13 protein-coding genes and 1 pseudogene are annotated in these 18,036 nt (G+C 74.7%); 6 read left to right on the forward strand and 8 right to left on the reverse strand.

All coding sequences use genetic code 11. The annotated features are described in order from the left end of the window. The first annotated feature begins 356 nt into the window (after positions 1-356). From ABZW03_RS20325 to ABZW03_RS20335, 3 genes are all read left to right on the forward strand, one after another. Positions 357-935 carry a hypothetical protein gene (locus ABZW03_RS20325; RefSeq protein WP_355259864.1) on the forward strand — a complete coding sequence of 193 codons (579 nt, stop codon included), beginning with the start codon at positions 357-359 and terminating at the stop codon, positions 933-935. A 171-nt stretch (positions 936-1,106) separates the two neighbouring features. Beyond that, entirely contained in the window at positions 1,107-2,429 is a 1,323-nt protein-coding gene (locus tag ABZW03_RS20330) for a TerD family protein (protein WP_355259898.1), read from the forward strand. A 118-nt stretch (positions 2,430-2,547) separates the two neighbouring features. Then, complete coding sequence (locus ABZW03_RS20335; protein ID WP_355259867.1) at positions 2,548-3,513, forward strand: SGNH/GDSL hydrolase family protein; 966 nt, start codon at positions 2,548-2,550, stop codon at positions 3,511-3,513. A 54-nt stretch (positions 3,514-3,567) separates the two neighbouring features. Here the strand turns inward: ABZW03_RS20335 and ABZW03_RS20340 are convergent, their stop codons facing one another. The 5 genes from ABZW03_RS20340 to ABZW03_RS20360 all read right to left on the reverse strand — a co-directional run bounded on the left by ABZW03_RS20340 (position 3,568) and on the right by ABZW03_RS20360 (position 9,059). Continuing rightward, the gene (locus ABZW03_RS20340) at positions 3,568-4,260 is read right to left on the reverse strand and encodes an RraA family protein (protein ID WP_355259870.1); all 693 of its coding nucleotides are present in this window, start codon (positions 4,258-4,260) and stop codon (positions 3,568-3,570) included. A gap of 142 nt (positions 4,261-4,402) precedes the next feature. Next, positions 4,403-5,332 carry a proline dehydrogenase family protein gene (locus ABZW03_RS20345; RefSeq protein ID WP_355259873.1) on the reverse strand — a complete coding sequence of 310 codons (930 nt, stop codon included), beginning with the start codon at positions 5,330-5,332 and terminating at the stop codon, positions 4,403-4,405. A gap of 153 nt (positions 5,333-5,485) precedes the next feature. Further along, positions 5,486-7,114 carry an L-glutamate gamma-semialdehyde dehydrogenase gene (gene pruA / locus ABZW03_RS20350; protein WP_355259875.1) on the reverse strand — a complete coding sequence of 543 codons (1,629 nt, stop codon included), beginning with the start codon at positions 7,112-7,114 and terminating at the stop codon, positions 5,486-5,488. Between the two features lie 263 nt (positions 7,115-7,377). Beyond that, positions 7,378-8,466: an FAD-dependent monooxygenase gene (locus ABZW03_RS20355; RefSeq protein ID WP_355259877.1), complete on the reverse strand. Its 1,089-nt coding sequence runs from the start codon at positions 8,464-8,466 to the stop codon at positions 7,378-7,380. Beyond that, the gene (locus ABZW03_RS20360; protein ID WP_355259880.1) at positions 8,463-9,059 is read right to left on the reverse strand and encodes a PadR family transcriptional regulator; all 597 of its coding nucleotides are present in this window, start codon (positions 9,057-9,059) and stop codon (positions 8,463-8,465) included. The genes ABZW03_RS20355 and ABZW03_RS20360 overlap by 4 nt, the downstream gene beginning before the upstream one ends. Before the next feature lie 146 nt (positions 9,060-9,205). On the opposite strand from ABZW03_RS20360, the gene ABZW03_RS20365 reads away from it, so the two are divergent. Then, on the forward strand, positions 9,206-10,858 hold the full coding sequence (locus tag ABZW03_RS20365; RefSeq protein WP_355259883.1) for a helix-turn-helix domain-containing protein: 1,653 nt from the start codon (positions 9,206-9,208) through the stop codon (positions 10,856-10,858). On the opposite strand, the gene ABZW03_RS20370 is transcribed toward ABZW03_RS20365, so the two are convergent. Both ABZW03_RS20370 and ABZW03_RS20375 read right to left on the reverse strand, forming a co-directional pair. Then, positions 10,846-12,336 carry an alkaline phosphatase PhoX gene (locus ABZW03_RS20370; protein WP_355259886.1) on the reverse strand — a complete coding sequence of 497 codons (1,491 nt, stop codon included), beginning with the start codon at positions 12,334-12,336 and terminating at the stop codon, positions 10,846-10,848. The two genes, ABZW03_RS20365 and ABZW03_RS20370, sit on opposite strands and share 13 nt — an antisense overlap. Before the next feature lie 222 nt (positions 12,337-12,558). After that, a complete protein-coding gene (locus tag ABZW03_RS20375) occupies positions 12,559-13,956 on the reverse strand; it encodes a hypothetical protein (protein WP_355259889.1) in 1,398 nt (465 codons plus the stop codon). A gap of 136 nt (positions 13,957-14,092) precedes the next feature. Here ABZW03_RS20375 and ABZW03_RS20380 point away from each other — a divergent pair, with 136 nt between their 5' ends. Then, on the forward strand, positions 14,093-14,611 hold the full coding sequence (locus ABZW03_RS20380; protein WP_355259892.1) for a VOC family protein: 519 nt from the start codon (positions 14,093-14,095) through the stop codon (positions 14,609-14,611). Between the two features lie 33 nt (positions 14,612-14,644). Here ABZW03_RS20380 and ABZW03_RS20385 read toward each other — a convergent pair whose 3' ends face one another. Next, on the reverse strand, positions 14,645-16,270 hold the full coding sequence (locus ABZW03_RS20385; protein ID WP_355259895.1) for a hypothetical protein: 1,626 nt from the start codon (positions 16,268-16,270) through the stop codon (positions 14,645-14,647). A gap of 359 nt (positions 16,271-16,629) precedes the next feature. On the opposite strand from ABZW03_RS20385, the pseudogene ABZW03_RS20390 reads away from it, so the two are divergent. Next, positions 16,630-17,937, forward strand: a pseudogene (locus ABZW03_RS20390) (MFS transporter); the annotation flags it as partial. Positions 17,938-18,036 lie beyond the last annotated feature (99 nt).

The raw sequence follows: 18,036 nt of genomic DNA on the forward strand, positions 1-18,036 counted from the left end.
CGGCGCCCGGGGCTCCGGAGGCGGCCTGGACGGGTACGGCAGCGAGTGACACGAGAAACCCCCAGGGGAAGTTAGGTAAGCCTAACTTTACTGCCACCCCGCCCGCACCCCGCGCGTCGGGCCCGGTCGCGCCCCAGACCGGCGGCCAGGCCTCGGCCGGGCAGGACGCGCCGGCCTCCGGCACCCAGCTCGCCGGCACCGAGGCGGGCGTCCCGGGCCCGGCCGGCGCCTCGCCCTCGCCCGCCCCGTCCGTTCCCGCCCCGTCCGTCCCGGCCCCGGGCAGCGGGCAGCCCGGCTACGCCCCGCCCGGCTCCGGCCAGGTGGCGAACTCCCCCGGGCCGCGGCCGTCCACGCCGATGCCCGTGCCGCCGCCCGCCGCCTCCCTCCCGGGCACCGACGGCGCCGCCTCCTTCCCCGGCGAGAACGACCCGGCCGCCCCGGACACCGACCACGCGCTCTTCGGTGCGGCCCTGCTCTCCCCGCTCGGCCGGGACGGCCTGCACCACCGGCTCGCCCTCGCGGTGGCCGAGCCGGTCACCGCGTTCCAGGCCGAGTTCCGGCTCGTCCCGGGCGAGTCGGCCCCCGGCCCCGGCGCCGCCTGGACCGACCTGCCGGGCGCCGTGGTGACCGTCCAGCAGGAGCGCGGCACCCTGGTCTACCGCTTCACCACCCCGCCCGGCACCGACGTCCGGCCCGGCCGCTACGCCTTCGGCGTCCGCGGTGCCCGTCCGGCCGCCGCCCCGTCCGCGACGGCGCGCAAGGCGGCCCCGGCGGAGAGCTGGAACGTCTCCGCCTTCGCGCTGGACCACCCCCGCGCGGTGGCCGCGCTCGGCGGCTTCGGACCGGTGCCGCCGCCGGCCGCCGGGACGGCCCCCGAGCCGACCGCCACCCCGGCCGCCGCCGCGGTCACCACCCCGGCCGCCGCGGCGCGCTGACCTGCCGACGGCCCGGTGTAACAGTCCTCCGACGATCCGTCGGCAGGCCGTTCCCGACGGGCTCATCCCCGCACCCTCGTTCGTTACTGTGAGCAGCACCCGGCCCGGCGCCCCCAGCGGCCCCGGCCGGGCCGCCGTTCCGCACCCGAGGAGGAGTCCGTGTCCACCGTCCTGACCCAAGGCGGCAACGCACCGCTGACCGCCGCGCGAGTGACCGTCGAGGTCACCGCGCCCAAGGCGCTGGACGTCTCCGGCCTACTGCTGACCGATGCCGGGAAGGTCCGCTCGGACGACGACTTCGTCTTCTTCAACGCCCCGGACGGCCCCGGCGTCAGCCACCGCCCGGCCACCGCCGGCTCCCCGGACGCGATCACCGTCGACACCCGGGCCGTCCCGGCCGGCATCACCAAGATCGTCGTCGCCGCGAGCCCCGCCGACCAGGTCTCCACCTTCGCCGGGATGGAGCCCACCGCCACCGTCCGCGACGCCGACACCGGCGAGGTGCTGGTCACCTTCACCCCGCCCCGGCTGGGCCTGGAGACCGCGCTCATCGTGGTCGAGGTCTACCTGCGCGGCGGCGCCTGGAAGGTGCGCGCGGTCGGCCAGGGCTACGCCGACGGCCTGGCGGGCATCGCCACCGACTTCGGCGTCGCCGTCGACGACTCCCCGGCGCCCGCGCCGGCCGCCACGACTCCGGCCCCGGCCGCCCCCGCCGCGCCGGTCGCGCCGCCGACCCCGGCCGCCCCGCCGGCCCCGGTGGACCGGACCGTCCAGCTCCCCACCCCGCCGGCCGCCCCGCCCGTGCCGCCCGCCCCGCCGGTTCCGCCGGTGCCGTCGACCGCCCCGGTCGACCCGCGGATCGCCCTCGCCACCGGCCAGACCCCCGCCCCGGCCACCGCTCCGACCGCCGCCCCCACCAAGATCACCCTGGACAAGGGCCGGATCAGCCTGACCAAGGGCGCCTCGGTCTCCCTGGTCAAGAACGGCCGCCCGTTCCTCTCCTCCGTCCGGATGGCCCTCGGCTGGGAGCCCGCCGCCCGCGGCCGCAGCGTCGACCTGGACGCCTCCTGCCTCGCCTTCGACGCCCGCCACAAGCGGCTGGAGACGGCCTGGTTCATGAAGCTGAACATCTTCAACGGCGCGATCTCCCACTCCGGCGACAACCTGACCGGCGGTGGCGAGGGCGACGACGAGCTGATCACCGTCCACCTGGAGGGCCTGCCGGCCGAGGTCCACGGGCTGGTCTTCGTCGTGAACTCCTTCTCCGGCCAGAAGTTCACCGACGTGAAGAACGCCTACTGCCGGCTGCTGGACGCCCGGACGGAGGAGGAGCTGGTCCGCTTCGACCTCACCCACTCCGAACCCCACACCGGTGTGATGATGTGCAAGCTGGTCCGCCGCCCCGGTGGCGAGTGGGAGATGACGGCGCTCGGCGAGTACGTCGACGGCAAGACCGCGCGGGCGATGGTCGAGCCCGCCGCCGCGACGCTGTAGCGCGTCACCTCCGCGCCCGCGGATTCACCCCCCTGAGGCATCAAGTCGCCGTCACGGCGACTCGATTGACTCTCCGGGGGGTGAACCGCACTCTCCCCCGCACCCGAGGAGGAGAGCCGTGCCACGCTTCCTGTCCCGCCTCGCCGTCGTCGGCACCGTCACCGTGCTCGCCGCCGGGCTGATCTCCCCGACCACCGTCCAGGCCGCCGCCCGGCCGGGCGACCGCGCCGCCGCCCTGCGCTGGACGGCCCTCGGGGACTCCTACACCGCCGGGGTCATCGAGGCCACCGGCGACGAGACCGCGCCCCGCGACGGCTGCGCCCGTACCGTCGACTCCTATCCCGAGATCCTCCGCCGCCGCCTCGGCTCCCTGGTCGCCCTGCGCAACGTCAGCTGCAGCGGCGCCACCACCGACGGCGTCGACGCGAGCGCGCAGTCCCCGCTCGGCCGCCCGCTCCCGCCGCTCGGCACCGACCCGAACGGCCCCTACCCGGCCGTCCCGCCGCAGATCGACGCCGTCGACCCGGCCACCGACCTGGTCACCGTCGGGATCGGCGGCAACGACCTCGGCTTCGCCGAGATCCTCAAGAGCTGCATCGAGCTCGGCGCCCTCCGGCTCGGCCGGGGCACGCCCTGCAAGGACCAGTTCGACGCGGGCCTGCCCGCCCGCCTCGACCGGCTGCGCGCCGCCTACGACCGGATGCTGACGGCGCTGCACGCCAAGGCCCCGTCCGCCAGGGTCCTCACCGTCGGCTACCCGTACCTCGTCCCCGAGGACGCCACCCGCTGCCAGTACGGCAACCTCCTGCAGTTCGGCACCTTCACCACCGGCGATCTCGCCTGGGCCCGCACCGCGCTGCTGGAACCGCTCAACGCGCTCATCGCCCGGCGGACCGCGGCCCACGGCGACACCTTCGTGGACCTCTACCCCGCCAGCGCCGGCCACAGCGTCTGCGACACCGACCACTGGCTGGACGGCGTGCTGACCAGCGTGCTGCCGCTCGAGTACGCCGTGGTGCACCCCAACGCCACCGGCCAGGCGCACACCGCCGCGCTGGTCGGGGACGCCGTCCTCGGCGGCTGACCCGGCCGAACCGGCTGCCCGGGCGCCCCGGGCGCCCCCTCGCCCGGCGGAGTCCTACTCCTCGATCGCCCCGCCGACCCGCCGCAGGTGCCGCCGGAAGCTGTACGCCGGGTCGGCGGCGCGCCGCTCCAGGTACTCGTCGAAGGCGGTCTGCCGGCGCAGCGTGTCCCCGGCGGTGATCCGCGCGGCCTGCGCGCGCTCGGTCCGGGCGATCGCGCCGGCCGTCTCCAGCACCTCGGCGACCCGGTCCCCGGGCACGAACAGCACCCCGTCCGCGTCGGCGAACACCACGTCCTCGGCGCTCACCGGGTGCGGCCCGAACTTCGCCGTCAGCAGCGCCTCCGGCTCCCGGCCGTCCAGCCGCACCGGGCCGAGCGGCAGCGACCCGTAGCTGAACACCGGCAGCCCGATCTCCAGCAGCTCGGGGGTGTCCCGGTGCAGCCCCCACACCACGACCCCGGCCACCCCGGCGGCCCGCGCCTCCAGCACCGCGAGGTCCCCGATGCAGGCCTCGTCGGTCCGCCCGCCGTTGTCGACCACCAGCACGTCCCCGGCCCGGGCCGCCCCGTACACCTCCAGGAACACGTCCACGCTCCCGTAGTGCCGCACCGGCAGCGCCCGCCCCGCCACCCGGGCCCCGGCCACCACCCCCGACACCCCCGCCGGCGCCACCCGCACCCCCACCCCGAGCCGCACACAGGCATCCGCCACCAACGGCGTCGACAGCTCCGCGAAAGCCTTCAGCATCCCCAACTCCTCCACTCGAAAAGCCAGTTCACCAGACCTCAGATCCTAGGAAACAACACCGCGGCGCGCACCCCGCCCCGCGGGAACGCCAACGGCCCGCACCCCCCGTCAGGGGTGCGGGCCGCAGTCGGCGGGCGCCGGATCAGCCGCGGGTGGCCATGGCGCGCAGGAAGAAGGTCAGGTTGGCCGGGCGCTCGGCGAGGCGGCGCATGAAGTAGCCGTACCACTCCTGGCCGTACGGGAGGTACACGCGCATCGTGTTGCCCTCGCCGGCGAGGCGCAGCTGCTCCTCGGGGCGGATGCCGAACAGCATCTGGTACTCGAAGGAGTCCCGCTTGCGGCCGTTCCACTGGGCCAGCTGGCCGGCGATCTTGATCATGTTGGGGTCGTGCGAGGCGATCATCGGGTAGCCCTCGCCCGCCATCAGGACCTTCAGGGCCCGGACGTACGCGAGGTCGACCTCGTGCTTGCCCTGGAAGGCGACCGACTCGGGCTCCTTGTAGGCGCCCTTGCACAGGCGCACCCGGGAGCCCTCGCCCGCGAAGTCGCGGCAGTCGGCCTCGGTGCGGCGCAGGTAGGCCTGGAGCACGACGCCCAGCCACGGGAAGTCCGCCCGCAGCTCGCGCGCGATGGCCAGGGTGGAGTCGGTGGTGGTGTGGTCCTCCATGTCGAGGGTCACCGTGGTGCCCGCGTCGGCGGCGGCCTCGCAGATGCGGCGGGCGTTCTCCAGCGCGATCTTCTCGCCGTCCACCGGGAGGAACTGGCCGACGGCCGACAGCTTGACCGACACCTCGGCGCCGGCCGCCAGGCCGGTCTCCTTGAGGGCCTTGAGCAGGTGCTCGTAGGCCTCGGCGGTGCCGGCCGCCTGGGCGGCGTCCTGGGTGTCCTCGCCGAGGTGGTCCAGGGTGACCTTGCGGCCGGTGGCGATCAGGTCGTCGGTGGCGGTGACGGCGTCGTCGAGGGCGTCGCCGGCGACGAAGCGCTCGACTATCGCGTGGGTCGGCGGGAACTTCTCGACCACGGTGCGGACCTGCGGGGACCGGGAGGCCGCGAGAAGGGCGGAACGGAGCATCGTGACTCCTGGAGCTGGTGTTTCCAAGGGTGGCAGAAGGGCCGGGGCGGCGGAACGGGGGTTCGCCGCCCCGGCGGGCGACGCCCGGCTGCGGGACCGGGCGTCGCGGGTGACCGGTGGCTACGGGTCGAGCCGTGCGGTCGGCGGGGCTGGTCAGCCCATGTGCGGGTAGCGGTAGTCCGTCGGCGGGACGAAGGTCTCCTTGACCGAGCGGGTCGAGGTCCAGCGCGCCAGGTTCTGCTTGGCACCGGCCTTGTCGTTGGTGCCCGAGGCCCGCCCGCCACCGAAGGGCTGCTGGCCGACGACGGCGCCGGTCGGCTTGTCGTTGATGTAGAAGTTGCCGGCCGCGAAGCGCAGCTTGTGCATCGCGTCCTGGGCCGCGGCGCGGTCCTGGGAGATGATCGAGCCGGTCAGGCCGTACGGGGACACCGACTCCATCTGGGCCAGCATCTCCTCGTACTTCTCGTCCTCGTAGACGTACACGGCCAGGATCGGGCCGAAGTACTCGTCCTTGAAGTACTCGCTCGCCGGGTCCTGGCAGACCAGGACGGTCGGGCGGACGAAGTAGCCGACGCTGTCGTCGTACGTGCCGCCGGCCAGGACCTCGACCTGCGGGTCGGCCTGGGCGCGGTCGATGGCGGCCTTGTTCTTGGCAAAGGCGCGCTCGTCGATGACGGCCGACATGAAGTTGGACAGGTCGCTGACGTCGCCCATGGTGAGGCCGTCGACCTCGGCGGCGAACTCGTCCTTGAGGCCGGCCCAGATCGACGCCGGGACGTAGGCCCGCGACAGCGCCGAGCACTTCTGGCCCTGGAACTCGAAGGCTCCGCGGGTCATCGCGGTCTTCAGGACCTTCGGGTCGGCGGACGGGTGGGCGACCAGGAAGTCCTTGCCGCCGGTCTCGCCGACGATCCGCGGGTAGGTGCGGTAGCCGGCGATGTTGTTGCCGACCTCGCGCCACAGGTGCTGGAAGGTGGCGGTGGAGCCGGTGAAGTGGATGCCGGCCAGCGCCGGGTGCTTCAGCGCGACCTCGGAGACGGCCAGGCCGTCGCCGGTCACCATGTTGATGACGCCCTTGGGCAGGCCGGCCTCCTCCAGCAGCTGCATCAGCAGGTGCGCGGAGAACTGCTGGGTCGGGGACGGCTTCCACAGCACCACGTTGCCCATCAGCGCGGGCGCGGTCGGCAGGTTGCCGGCGATCGCGGTGAAGTTGAACGGGGTGATCGCGTAGACGAAGCCCTCCAGCGGGCGGTGGTCGCTGCGGTTCCACACGCCGTCCGAGGAGATCGGCTGCTCGGCCATGATCTGGCGGGCGAAGTGCACGTTGAAGCGCAGGAAGTCGACCAGCTCGCAGGGGGTGTCGATCTCGGCCTGCTGGGCGGTCTTGGACTGGCCGAGCATGGTGGCGGCGGCCAGGGTCTCGCGCCAGGGGCCGGCCAGCAGGTCGGCGGCCTTGAGGAAGATCGCGGCGCGCGAGTCGAAGGAGAGCGCCTGCCAGGCCGGGGCAGCGGCCAGGGCAGCGTCGATGGCGTCCTGCGCGTCGGCCTGGGTGGCGTTGCGCAGGGTGCCGAGCCGAGCCGCGTGGTTGTGCGGCTGGACGACGTGGATCTCGGTGCCGCCGCCCATCCGGCGCTCACCGTTGATCGTCATGGTCAGCTGGACCGGCTCCTGGCCGCCCAGCTCCTTCAGCTTGGCCTCCAGACGAGCCCGTTCCGGGCTGCCCGGGGCGTAGCTGTGGACCGGCTCGTTCACCGGCGCGGGGACCTGGGTCACAGCGTCCATAGAGCGCACGCTCTCCTTCGTTCAGTGCGGGGGGACTGCCGGCGCGGGTCGCACGCCGGCCACAGCACGAACGCTATTCCTGGCCACCGGGCCACATGATTGGCCGGGCGGCTAAATTCCCCCGTACGGCGTTGTCCGGGCCGACGAACCGGGTCACGCCGCGGTCACGAACCGCCCCCGACCGCCCCACGGTTCACACCCCCTCACACCCCCGCACACCTCCTCGCGCCACCGGTCCCGCGCCCCGGGCCCGGAGCACCGGCTCACGCTCCGGCGCCCGCCTTCCGGCCGTTCACCACCGCCGCCCTGGCCGCGACCGCCTCCACCACCGGGCGCCGGGCCGCCTCGTACGCCGCCAGGGCGCTCGCCAGGTCGGGCCGGTCGGCCAGGCAGCGGGCCAGTTCGACGGCGCTCTCCACGGCCAGCGAGACCCCCTGGCCGGAGCTGTTGGACGGGGCGTGCACCGCGTCGCCGACCAGCACCATCCGGTCGCGGTACCAGTGCGGCACGGAGGGCATGATCTCCAGCCGGGGGAAGGCCTCGACGCCCGCCGCGTCCGCCGCCGCCAGGACCTCCCGGGCGGGCAGGTCCCCGGCGTGCAGCTCGCGGGCCAGCGCCAGCCAGTCCTCCCGCGACACCGCCCGGGCCTGCTCCGGGGTCAGCTGCTCGGCGCGCGGGATGTTGCTGAACCAGGCGGTCCCGGTGCCGTCCGCCAGCGCCCAGTAGCCGAAGAACGCCCGGGGCCCCTGGGCGAAGTGGATGGTCCGCCCGGCCCCGCGCGGGCCGTCCAGCCGGTGCGCGCTGTACCCGCCGACCCCGATCAGGCCGGTGTACCGCGGCCCGGGCGCGGCCGGGTCGATCAGTCCGCGGACGGCGGAGCGGGTCCCGTCGGCGCCGACCAGCAGGTCCCCGTCCGCGGTGGTGCCGTCGGCGAAGCTGGCGGTGATGCCGGTGGCGCGCTCCTCGACGCCGGTCAGCCGCTTGCCGTAGCGGACCGGGACGCCCTCCTCCGCCAGCCGCCGCTGGAGCACGGCGTACAGCTCGGCGCGCCGCATCACCCGGCCGGACACCTCGGGGGACTCGGCGAGCACGCCGCCCCGGGCGTCCTCGACGACCATCCGGTCGACCGGCTGGCCGACCTCGGCGACCTCCGCCGCCAGGCCGACGGCGGCGAGCGCCGCGAGCCCGTTGGGCGCGATCATGAAGGTGCCGCCGATGCCCTCGGCGGGGCTCCCGTAGGCCTCGTGCACGACCGCCTCGACGCCGGCCCGGCGCAGGGCCAGCGCGGTCACCGGCCCGGCGATGCCGCCGCCGATGACCAGGGCCTTCTCCGTGGTGCGGGTCCCACTCATTCCGTCCTCCTCAGGAATTCCTCCAGGGTCCGGCCGAACTCCGGATCCCCGAGCTGTCCGATGAGGTGCTCGGTGTAGCGTCGCTCGGCCGTCAGCAGCGCGAGGGCGTACTCCTCCTCGATGACGAACATCGGGTGGAGGCCCGACCCGGCCGCCTCGTGCAACTGCGCGCGGCCGGCGTCGATCCGCTCGTCCAGGGCGGTGAGCCGCCGGCCGAGCAGCTCCGCCGACTCCTCGATCGGCAGGGCCGCCAGCAGGCTCAGGGCCACCCCGAACGCCGGGTACTCGTGCTGCGGTTCGGCGACCAGCTCGCGCATCCAGTCGTCGAGCTCCGTCCGGCCCGCCCCGGTGAGGGCGTAGACGGTGCGTTCCGGACGCTGGGTGTCGCGGACGGTCTCCCGCTCGGCGACGAACCCGGCCTTCCGCAGCTGCTCCACGACCATGTAGAGCGAGCTGCGGTTGTACTTGATGTTGCGGTCCTTGCCCTGCTCCCTGAGCCGGCGCCCCATCTCGTACGGGTGCATCGGCGCGATGGTGAGCTCGGCCAGGACCGCGAGGGCCAGCGGGTTCGACACCGTGCGTCGCTTCGCCATGAGAACGTTCCTCATCACTTGGTCAGTACCGACTATTCATTCATGGATAGTCGAAGTCAACTATTCAGGATCGACGAACCCGAACTCTGTCCGCCCGGCTAAAATCAACCACAAACCGTTGTCCGAGCGGATGAAGGAGGACCGGCGTGACCACCCCCGGCCTGCCGCTCCGTCAACTCCTGATGTCCCTCGGCGAACCGCTGGTCGAGCTGCAGGCCGCCCCGCAGGGCCTGGACGTCCCGGTCCGCGACGTCGCCATCCTCGACCCGGAGGACCCGCCCACCGCCGCCCCCGGCGAACTCGTGCTCGCGATCGGCGCCCGCGGCCGCGCCGCCCTGCCCGCCCTGCGCCCGACCGTCCGGGCCGGGGCCGCCGCCGTCGCGGTCAAGCTGGACGGCCCCGGCCAGGCCGACGCGCTGCGCGAGGCCGCCACCGAGGCGGGCGTCGCCCTGCTCTCGGTGCGCCGCGAGACCCGCTGGGAGCACCTCGACTCGCTGGCCCGGGCGATCATCGCCGGCCCGGACGCCCCGGCCGCCCCCGGCGCCCCCGGCGCCCCCGAGCCCAACGCGGGCGACCTCTTCTCCCTCGCCCAGACCGTCGCCGTGCTCACCAACGGCATCGTCTCGATCGAGGACACCTCCAGCCGGGTGCTGGCCTACTCCCGCTCCTCCGACTCCGACGAGGTCGACGACCTGCGCCGGCTGTCCATCCTCGGCTGGCAGGGCCCGGAGCCGTACCTGTCCAAGCTCCGCGAGTGGGGCATCTTCCAGCACCTGCGCAGCTCGGACGCCCCGATCGCGGTCGAGCCGCACCCCGAACTGGGCCTGCGCCGCCGCCTGGCCGTCGGCATCCGGGCCGGGGCGCAGCCGCTCGGCACCATCTGGGTGCAGGAGGGCGCCCAGCCGCTGGCCCCGCTGGCCGAGCAGGCCCTGGTCGGCGCCGCCCGGGTCGCGGCCGCCCAGCTGGTGCGCCGCCGCCGGGAGCTGTCCGCCGACGTCCGGCTCACCCGGACCCTGCTCACCGGCCTGCTGGAGGGCTCCACCGGCCCCCAGTCGCTCGCCACCCACCTCGGCCTGGACCTGCGCCGCCCGGCCACCGTGCTGGCCTACGCCGCGCACACCACCGACGCGCTGCACCGCTCCGACGTCACCGGCCTGATCTCGGTGCACACCGCCGCCCGGCACCGCACCGCGCTGCTCGCCCCGATCGAGTCCCGGGTGTACGTGCTGCTGCCCGAGCTGCCGGCCGGCCTGCCGATGACCACCGTGCGCGACTGGGCCACCGAGGTGGTGACGGCCGCCCGCGAGCACCTCGGGGTCCCGCTGCGCGCCGCGATCGGCTCGACCGTCGACGGCCTGGCGCAGGTCCCCGACTCCCGCGCGCAGGCGGACCGCATCCTGGACGCGATGGGCCGCGGCGGAGTGGACCTCGATGTCGCGGCGCTGATCGACGTCCAGGCGGAGGTGCTGGTCAGCGAGATGGTCGCGCTGCTCCAGGAGCGCACCGGCCTGCGCGACCCGCGGCTGACCGCGCTCACCGAGTACGACCGCCGGCACGGCACCCGGCTCGCCGAGTCGGTGCTGGCCTGGCTGGACGCGCTCGGCGAGGTCCGGGTGGCCGCGGACGCCCTGCACATCCACCCCAACACCCTGCGCTACCGGGTGCGCCGCGCCGAGCAGTTGACCGGCATCGACCTCGCCCAGCCGCAGCAGCGGCTGCTGGCGATGCTGCAACTGCGGCTGCCCGCGGACGAGTGGTCCGCGGGCAGCCCGTCACGCTCCGAGGGTCACGCGCCGTAGCCCTGGCCGCGCTTGTGCTCGTTCAGCCGGCGCCACGGGCCGCTGATGGCCAGCTGGATGCCCGGGGTCTGGATGTTGGCGAACAGGGTCTTGCCGTCGTCCGAGAAGGTCACCCCGGTGAACTCGCTGAACTCGGGCTTCTCGGCGGTGCCGATGTTCAGCTCGTTGCGGGCGATCGGGAAGACCAGGCCCTCCTCGGTGGCGCCGAACAGGTGCGAGACGCCCTCGCCGTCCTCGGCGATCACGATGCCGCCGTACGGCGAGACGGTGATGTTGTCCGGGCCGTCGAAGTTGTCGTGGTCGCCCCAGACGTCGGTGTTGACGCCCAGCAGCACCTTCAGGGTGATGGTGCGGCGGTTCGGGTTGTAGAACCAGACCTGGCCGTCGTGCTGGAGCGGGCTCTCCGAACGGGCGTAGCTGGAGACGAAGTAGAAGCCGCCGTCACCCCACCACATGCCCTCCAGCTTGCGGGCGCGGGTGACCTCGCCGTCCTTGAACTGCTTGCGGACCGAGACGGTCTTGGCGTCGCGGTCCTGGACCTTGACCCAGTCCACGCCGTAGGTGGTGCCGACCTTGGTGGCGCGGGAGAGGTCGTCGACGAACTTGCCCTGCGCGTCGAAGACCTTGAAGGCCTCCAGCACACCGGCGTCGGCGGCCAGCTTGCGCAGCTGGTAGCGGCCGTGCCTGAAGCCGGTCGGCGGGGTCCAGCGGAACAGCAGGCCGTTCGGGTTCGAGGCGTCCTCGGTCAGGTAGACGTGGCCCTTCTTCGGGTCCACCACGACGGCCTCGTGCGCGTAGCGGCCGAAGGCCTTGACCGGCTGCGGGTCGCGGTTGTAGTCGTCGTCGAAGGGGTCGACCTCGAAGATGTAGCCGTGGTCCTTGGTGAAGCCGTTCTTGCCGGCCTTGTCCTCGGTCTCCTCGCCGGACAGCCAGGTGCCCCACGGGGTCACGCCACCGGCGCAGTTGGTGGAGGTGCCGGCGATGCCGACCCACTGCTCGACCGAGCCGTCCCGCTTGGCGTGCACGATGGTGCAGCCGCCGGCCGCGCCCGGGTCGTAGACGTGGCCCTCGGTCAGCGGCACCGGGTGCGGCCACTTGTCGCGGGAGCCGGACAGCTCGTGGTTGACGACCATGTAGTTGCCGCCGCGCTCGTCCTCGAAGGCGGAGGTGCCGTCGTGGTTGCTCGGGGTGAACTCGCCGGTGCGCAGCTTGGTGACGCCCGCCCGGTTCAGGACCTTGTACGAGAAGCCCTTCGGCAGGGACAGCAGGCCGGCCGGATCCTGGACCAGCTGGCCGTAGCCGACGGCGGTGCCGGCGGCCGAGTTGGTCCCGGCGGCCGCGGCGGCCGGGGCCTCGCCACCGACCGGGGCGGCGATCGCGCCGGGGGCGCTGGCCAGCGCCTCGGCGCTGCCGGCGATCAGCACGCCGGCCCCGACGAGGGTGGAACGGTTGACGAAGTCCCGGCGGGACAGCGACATGGCAGCAACTCCTGAGGATGAGCGGGGGCGTCGGTGCGGGATGCCGACGCCCAGCAGGCTCCGCCGGACGGGTGAACCTGACGTGACGTCCACGCCACACCCGGGCGTCCATTTGCCGACCGATGACCGTCGCATGACCTTCGCTTTACGCCCGTTCCCGGTCGAACCACCCGTCCGGCCCGGTCGAACCACTGGGGCCTGAACGCCGCCCCGGACGCTCCCTCAGCGCCGCGCCGCCCGCCACTGCTCCCAGGCCGACAGCCACAGCTGCTCGGCCAGCCGCTGCTCCTCCCAGACCCCCGCCCCGCCGCCGCCCGGCCGCTCCCGCCACAGCTGCGCCCAGGCCCGCTGCGCCGGCAGGCTCGCCACCTCGCTCGCGAACACCGTGTACCGGACGACCTCCTCGACGGCCGCCTCGCCCTCCGCCGTGCCGACCAGCCAGTGCGTCTGCTGGGACAGCCGGTTGAGGTGGTTCACCATCGAGGTCACCGCCGCCGTGGCCTCCTGGCGGGTCTCGGTGGCCAGCCGCATCTGCTGGCGCACCGCCGCCTCCCAGCGCACCGCGCCGACCTCCCCGCGCAGCCCGCGCGGCAGCCTCGGCGTGCGCCCGACCCGCACCTGGGCCTCGATCGCGGCGGACTCGGCGACGGTCTGCGCGATCAGCGCCCGGTGCGCCTCCATCCCGACGGCGGGCGGCAGTTCGCGCTGCTCGACCGGCACGTGGCGGGCCCGCCGGGCGGCCAGGTCGCGCAGCAGCTCGGTGCGCCCGCGCAGGCAGCGCTCGAAGTCGGCGATCACGCCGAGCTCCACCGCGCCGGGGGCCACCCCGCGCCCGCACACCGTCACGGTCAGCCCGCCGGCCCGCAGCCGCCCGGCCCACACCGGCGCCGGCCCGTCCGCCGACCCGTCCGCCGACCCGTCCGCCGACCCGTTCGGCGCCGGGGAGCCCGGCTCCGGCAGCGGCCGGTCCTCGTGCACCTCCACCGCGCAGGGCTCGCCGTCCACCGTGATCCAGGCGCGCAACGCCCGTACCCGGCCCGGCCCGTCGCCCTCGTCGATGCCCAACTGCTCGTAGACGCGGTCCCGTTCGTCCTCGACCAGGTCCTCCAGCTCGGGCAGCTGCTCGCCGCAGTCGGCCCCCGGGCGGTAGGTGCGCACGGTCAGGTACGGGCCGGCCGCCGAGCGCCAGTCACCGCACTGGACCTCGACCCAGCGCAGCTGGCCGCCGGAGGTCTCGAAGGCGGCCAGCGCCTCACCGGTCCACGCCCCGCCAGCGGTCGCCTCGCCGTCCGGCGTCCCGGACCCGGCGGCCACGCCGTACACCGGGAAGTCGGCCGCGGCCAGGGTCCGGCGGGAGAACTCCTCCTGATCGGCGAAGCCGTCGGCGGGCCGGTCGGCGGACTCGGCTGGCCGGCCGACGGGGTCGACGGACCGGCCGGAGGGCTGGTCGACCACCCGGTCCAGCGCCCGGTCCGCGGGCTGCCCGGCACGCCGCTCGGCGGGCCGACCGGCGAAACGGTTCTCCCGGACCGGCCGGTCCGGAACCGGGGCGGCCTCCGAGGAGCCGGTGTCCCGCTTCTGGTGCCTGCCGCCGCTCTCCCGCACCATCCTGTGCCGCACCCCCGAGTCCTCGCGCCCGCACCGCTGACGCCACCTTACGTGCCCGAAGCTGCCGGGTCATCAGCTCCGCCCCCGGACGGGGGCGGTGGCCGTGTCAGGAGGCCCGGTTGTCAGCCGCCCTCCCTACCCTGGCGGCATGACAGCACAGAACGACGCAGCGCAGAACCACGCCGGACCGAACGACGTCGCACCGAACGACGCGGCGCAGGACCGGACCGCCCAGGGCGCCTTCCCCGCCCGGATCAGCATCGTCACCCTCGGGGTGACGGACCTCGACCGCAGCGCCCGCTTCTACGAGGCGCTCGGCTGGAAGCGCTCCGCCGCCTCCAGCCCGGAGATCGTCTGGTTCCGCACCGCCGACTCGGCGCTCGGCCTCTTCCCCACCGAGGAGCTGGCCGCCGACGCGGGCGTGCCCGCCACCGGCGAGCCCTCCTTCCGCGGCGTCACCCTCGCGGTGAACCTGGAGTCCCCCGCGCTGGTGGACGCCGCGCTGCGGACGGCGGTCGAGGCCGGCGCCGTGGTGGTCAAGCCGCCGGTGCCGACCGACTGGGGCGGTTACTCCGGCTACTTCGAGGACCCGGACGGCCACCTCTGGGAGCTGGCCCACAACCCGTTCTTCCCCTTCACCGAGGACGGCTCGCTGGACCTGCCCTGACCGCCCCGGCCCCGCCGGACCACCCGCGCCCGCTCAGTTCTTGGAGCGCGCCTTGAAGGCCGCCTTGCGCGCCTCCTTGGCCAGCGCCCGGTCCGGGTGCAGCTCCCCGATCGCCTCCAGGACGTCCGCCGTGTACGGGTGGTCGACCCGCCACAGCTCGCCGAACCACCCGGCCGGATCGCCGTTCACCGGCAGGTCGGTGATCAGTTCGCGCAGCAGCTCGGCGTCCCCGCCGTTGTCCAGCAGCTGGGCGGCGAAGGTGTCGACCACCGTCCACAGCGCCATCGCCCGGTCCGGCACCGGCACGTCCGTCGCCCCCTGCGCGGTCAGCCAGGCCCGCGCCGCGCCGCCGAGCTCCGGGTCGTCCACGACCTCCCGGACGGCCGGCGCCGCGTCCGGCCCGAGCAGGTTGAGCGCCGAGACGCAGAGCATCCGGCGCAGCGGGCCGTAGCCGTCGGTGCCGCGCGCCGCCGCGAGCAGCTCGCGCGCCGCCGCCACCGGCTCCCGGCCGGCGGTCCACACCCGCAGCTCCTCCTCCGGCAGCACATTGGCCGACTCGCACACCCCGCGCAGCAGCTCGGCCGCGTCCCCCTGGGCCAGGTCGCCGACCAGCGGCGCGTCGTAGCCGTCCTCCAGCAGCCACTGCCGGATGCCGTACTGGCCGAGCGGGGTGAGCCGGACCAGCCCGAAGCGGGCCGACTCCTCCTCGTCCAGCGGCTCCTCGCCGAGCACGGCGGACTCCTCGCCGTCCTCCTCGTCGAACAGCTCGGGGTCGATCGGGCGGTAGTCCAGCAGGCCGAGCTCGGCCAGGTCGCCCAGCATCGGGTCCAGCGCGACCATCACGTCCGTGATGTCGCCGAGCAGCTCCTCGCTCGGCTCCTCGCCCTCCGGGACGACCAGCAGCGCGGCCAGCACACCCAGCGGCACGGTCTCGTTGCCCGGCTCGGCGAAGGCGGTGGTCTCGTAGAGCACCTGCAGGGCCTCGTCCAGCAGCTCGGCGGCCTCGTCGCGGGCCTCCTCGACCTCGTTCAGGCCGTCCTCGTCCTCCTCGGCCGCCGCCTGCCCGGCGCCCTCCTCCTCCGGCAGCTCCTCCTCCGGCAGCGAGTCCGCCTCGACGGCCAGCTCCCGGACGATCCCGGCGGCGGTCAGCCACAGCTCCAGGACGGTCTCCGGGTCGCCCTGCTCGGCGGGCTCCAGGTCCGGGCCGGGGACGGCGACGTGCTCGCCCTCCGCGGTCGTGCCGAGCTCCACCAGGTCCAGGTCGCAGGCCAGCGACCAGGCGCGCAGCGCCTCGACCTCGGCCTCCTCGGGCACCTCGCCCTCGGCCGGGGCCAGGCCCAGCAGCCGGGCGGCGGGCGCCCGGTCCTCCTCCACGAGGTCGCCGAACTCGTCCACCGCCCGGTGCGGGGCGGCCCAGCGGGCCAGCGCCAGCGCGTACCCGAACATCGGGACGGCCTTCGCCTGCTCGGCCAGCTCGCGCTCGGCGGGCAGCTTCACCGGCGGGACCAGGACGGCCGCGTCGTCCAGGTCCTCGTCGTCCAGCCCGTGCGCGGCGAACGCCCCGTAGAGGTCCTGGAGCTCGAGGTCCGCGGGCAGTACCGCCTCGGCCGCACCCTCTCCCCCCGAAGCCCCGGCGTTCTTCCGACGTCGTCCGGCCATCGTTTGCGCTCTCCCTCAGCCAGCGGTCAGCCCAAACAGCTCCGCGTACCGATCCACCACCTCAGCGTATAGGTGCGGCACCCCCGATGCCCTGCCGCAAGGGGCGCACCCAGGGGCGCGCGCCGTGGGCGTACGCCCACCCCTTATCCTTCGGTCTGGTACGCGCACACCCCGCGCGTGCCACCGGGGCAACGAAGCCCGACCGCCCTCCGCCCGACCCCGGGCCGGAGGGGCCCTCTTCAGCTCACCTCGCCCCACCAGGGAGCCCGTACCCGCGGCCACCACCACAGCGCCTCCGGACGGGCGCGCCGGCACACCCCGCCGACCCCGGTGGTGCCCGGCCACAGGAGACCCCTGCCATGGCGGACCTCTCCCCCGCCGGCTCCGGCCTGCGCACCGCGCAGCTCGACGGACGCCGACTGTCGGAGGCCCTGCTTCCCCTGGAGCTCGCGCCGCGCGCCCAGCTCCAGCTCGCCGCGATCAGCCGCTGGAACGCGCTGCGCGGCGTCCGCGTCGGCCTGGTGGCCGCCGCCCTGCTGCTGATGCTGATCGGCGCCAACCTCGCGACGCCGATCTACTCGCTACTCCAGCAGCAGCTGCACCTCACCGCGCTGGACACCACCGTCCTGTTCGCGATCTACGTCTTCGCGCTCGTCCCGGTGCTGGCCGTGGTCGGCCACTGGTCCGACCACCTCGGCCGGCGCGCCCTGATCCTGCCCGCCGTCGCGCTGTCCGCCGTCGGCGACGTGGTGTTCGCCACCTCCGGCAGCTTCTGGCAGCTCGCCGCCGGCCGTGCCGTCCAGGGTGTCGCCGTCGGCCTGTCCACCGGCGCCGCCGGAGCCGCCCTCGGCGACCTGCTGCCCGACCAGCCGACCCTGGCCGCCAAGATCACCCTGGCCTGCTCGGCCGGCGGCGTCGCGCTCGGCCCGGTGGTCGGCGCCCTGCTGGCGGGCGGCTCCGACCCGCTGATCACCCCGTTCCTGCTGCACGCCATCGCCCTGCTGGCGCTGTGCGTGCCGCTGGCCCTGGTCCACCCGCGGATGCCCGGCCGCAACCGCCCGCCGTCCGCCCCGCCGCGGATCACCACCCCGGCGCACCTGCGGCCGCAGCGCATCCGGCTGCCGCGCACCGGCCGCCGCGAGTTCCTGCTCGCCGCGACCGCCGGGTTCATCTCCTACGCGGTGTTCGGCGTCTACCTCAGCCTGGCCCCGGCCTTCGCCGCCAAGCTGCTGCACACCGACTCCAAGCTGGTCGGCGCGGTCGTGGCCGCCCTGCTGCTCGGTTCCTCGGCCGTCGCCCAGCTGCTCGTCCCGCCGACCTCGGACCGCGTGGTGATCGCCCTCGGCATGACCGGGCTGGCCACCGGCCTCGCCCTGGTCGTCGCCGCCGAGTACACCGGCACCCCCGCGCTGCTCTTCATCGGCAGCGTCCTCGGCGGCGCCTGCCAGGGCGTGGCCTTCCGCTCCCTGTTCACCACCGCCGTCGCCGCCATGGACCCGGAGCGCCGCGGCTCGGAGCTCTCCGCGCTCTGGATCATCGTCTACCTCGGCAGCTCCCTGCCCATCGTCGCGGTCGGCGCCCTGGTCCAGCGCTACGGCCTGCTCCCCGCCGTCAGCGGCTTCGCCGCCCTCGCCGCCGTCCTCTGCGCCGCCCTCGCCCTCACCGTCGCCCGCAGGGCCAGGCCGGAGAGCGCGACCGTGTCCGCGCCCTCCAGCGTGGTCAGGTCGATCATCGAGATCGCCAGGTCGATGGCGTACGCCTTCGCC

Source organism: Kitasatospora sp. NPDC004799 (assembly GCF_040609095.1).
In the GTDB taxonomy this organism is placed as follows: Bacteria; Actinomycetota; Actinomycetes; order Streptomycetales; family Streptomycetaceae; genus Kitasatospora.

Bases quoted from the DNA above. Each gene is read 5' to 3' on its own strand.
- ABZW03_RS20325 (WP_355259864.1), top strand. From the start codon at position 357: ATGCCCGTGCCGCCGCCCGCCGCCTCCCTCCCGGGCACCGACGGCGCC.
- ABZW03_RS20340 (WP_355259870.1), bottom strand. From the start codon at position 4,260: ATGCTGAAGGCTTTCGCGGAGCTGTCGACGCCGTTGGTGGCGGATGCC.
- ABZW03_RS20345 (WP_355259873.1), bottom strand. From the start codon at position 5,332: ATGCTCCGTTCCGCCCTTCTCGCGGCCTCCCGGTCCCCGCAGGTCCGC.
- pruA (WP_355259875.1), bottom strand. From the start codon at position 7,114: ATGGACGCTGTGACCCAGGTCCCCGCGCCGGTGAACGAGCCGGTCCAC.
- ABZW03_RS20355 (WP_355259877.1), bottom strand. From the start codon at position 8,466: ATGAGTGGGACCCGCACCACGGAGAAGGCCCTGGTCATCGGCGGCGGC.
- ABZW03_RS20360 (WP_355259880.1), bottom strand. From the start codon at position 9,059: ATGGCGAAGCGACGCACGGTGTCGAACCCGCTGGCCCTCGCGGTCCTG.
- ABZW03_RS20370 (WP_355259886.1), bottom strand. From the start codon at position 12,336: ATGTCGCTGTCCCGCCGGGACTTCGTCAACCGTTCCACCCTCGTCGGG.
- ABZW03_RS20380 (WP_355259892.1), top strand. From the start codon at position 14,093: ATGACAGCACAGAACGACGCAGCGCAGAACCACGCCGGACCGAACGAC.
- ABZW03_RS20385 (WP_355259895.1), bottom strand. From the start codon at position 16,270: ATGGCCGGACGACGTCGGAAGAACGCCGGGGCTTCGGGGGGAGAGGGT.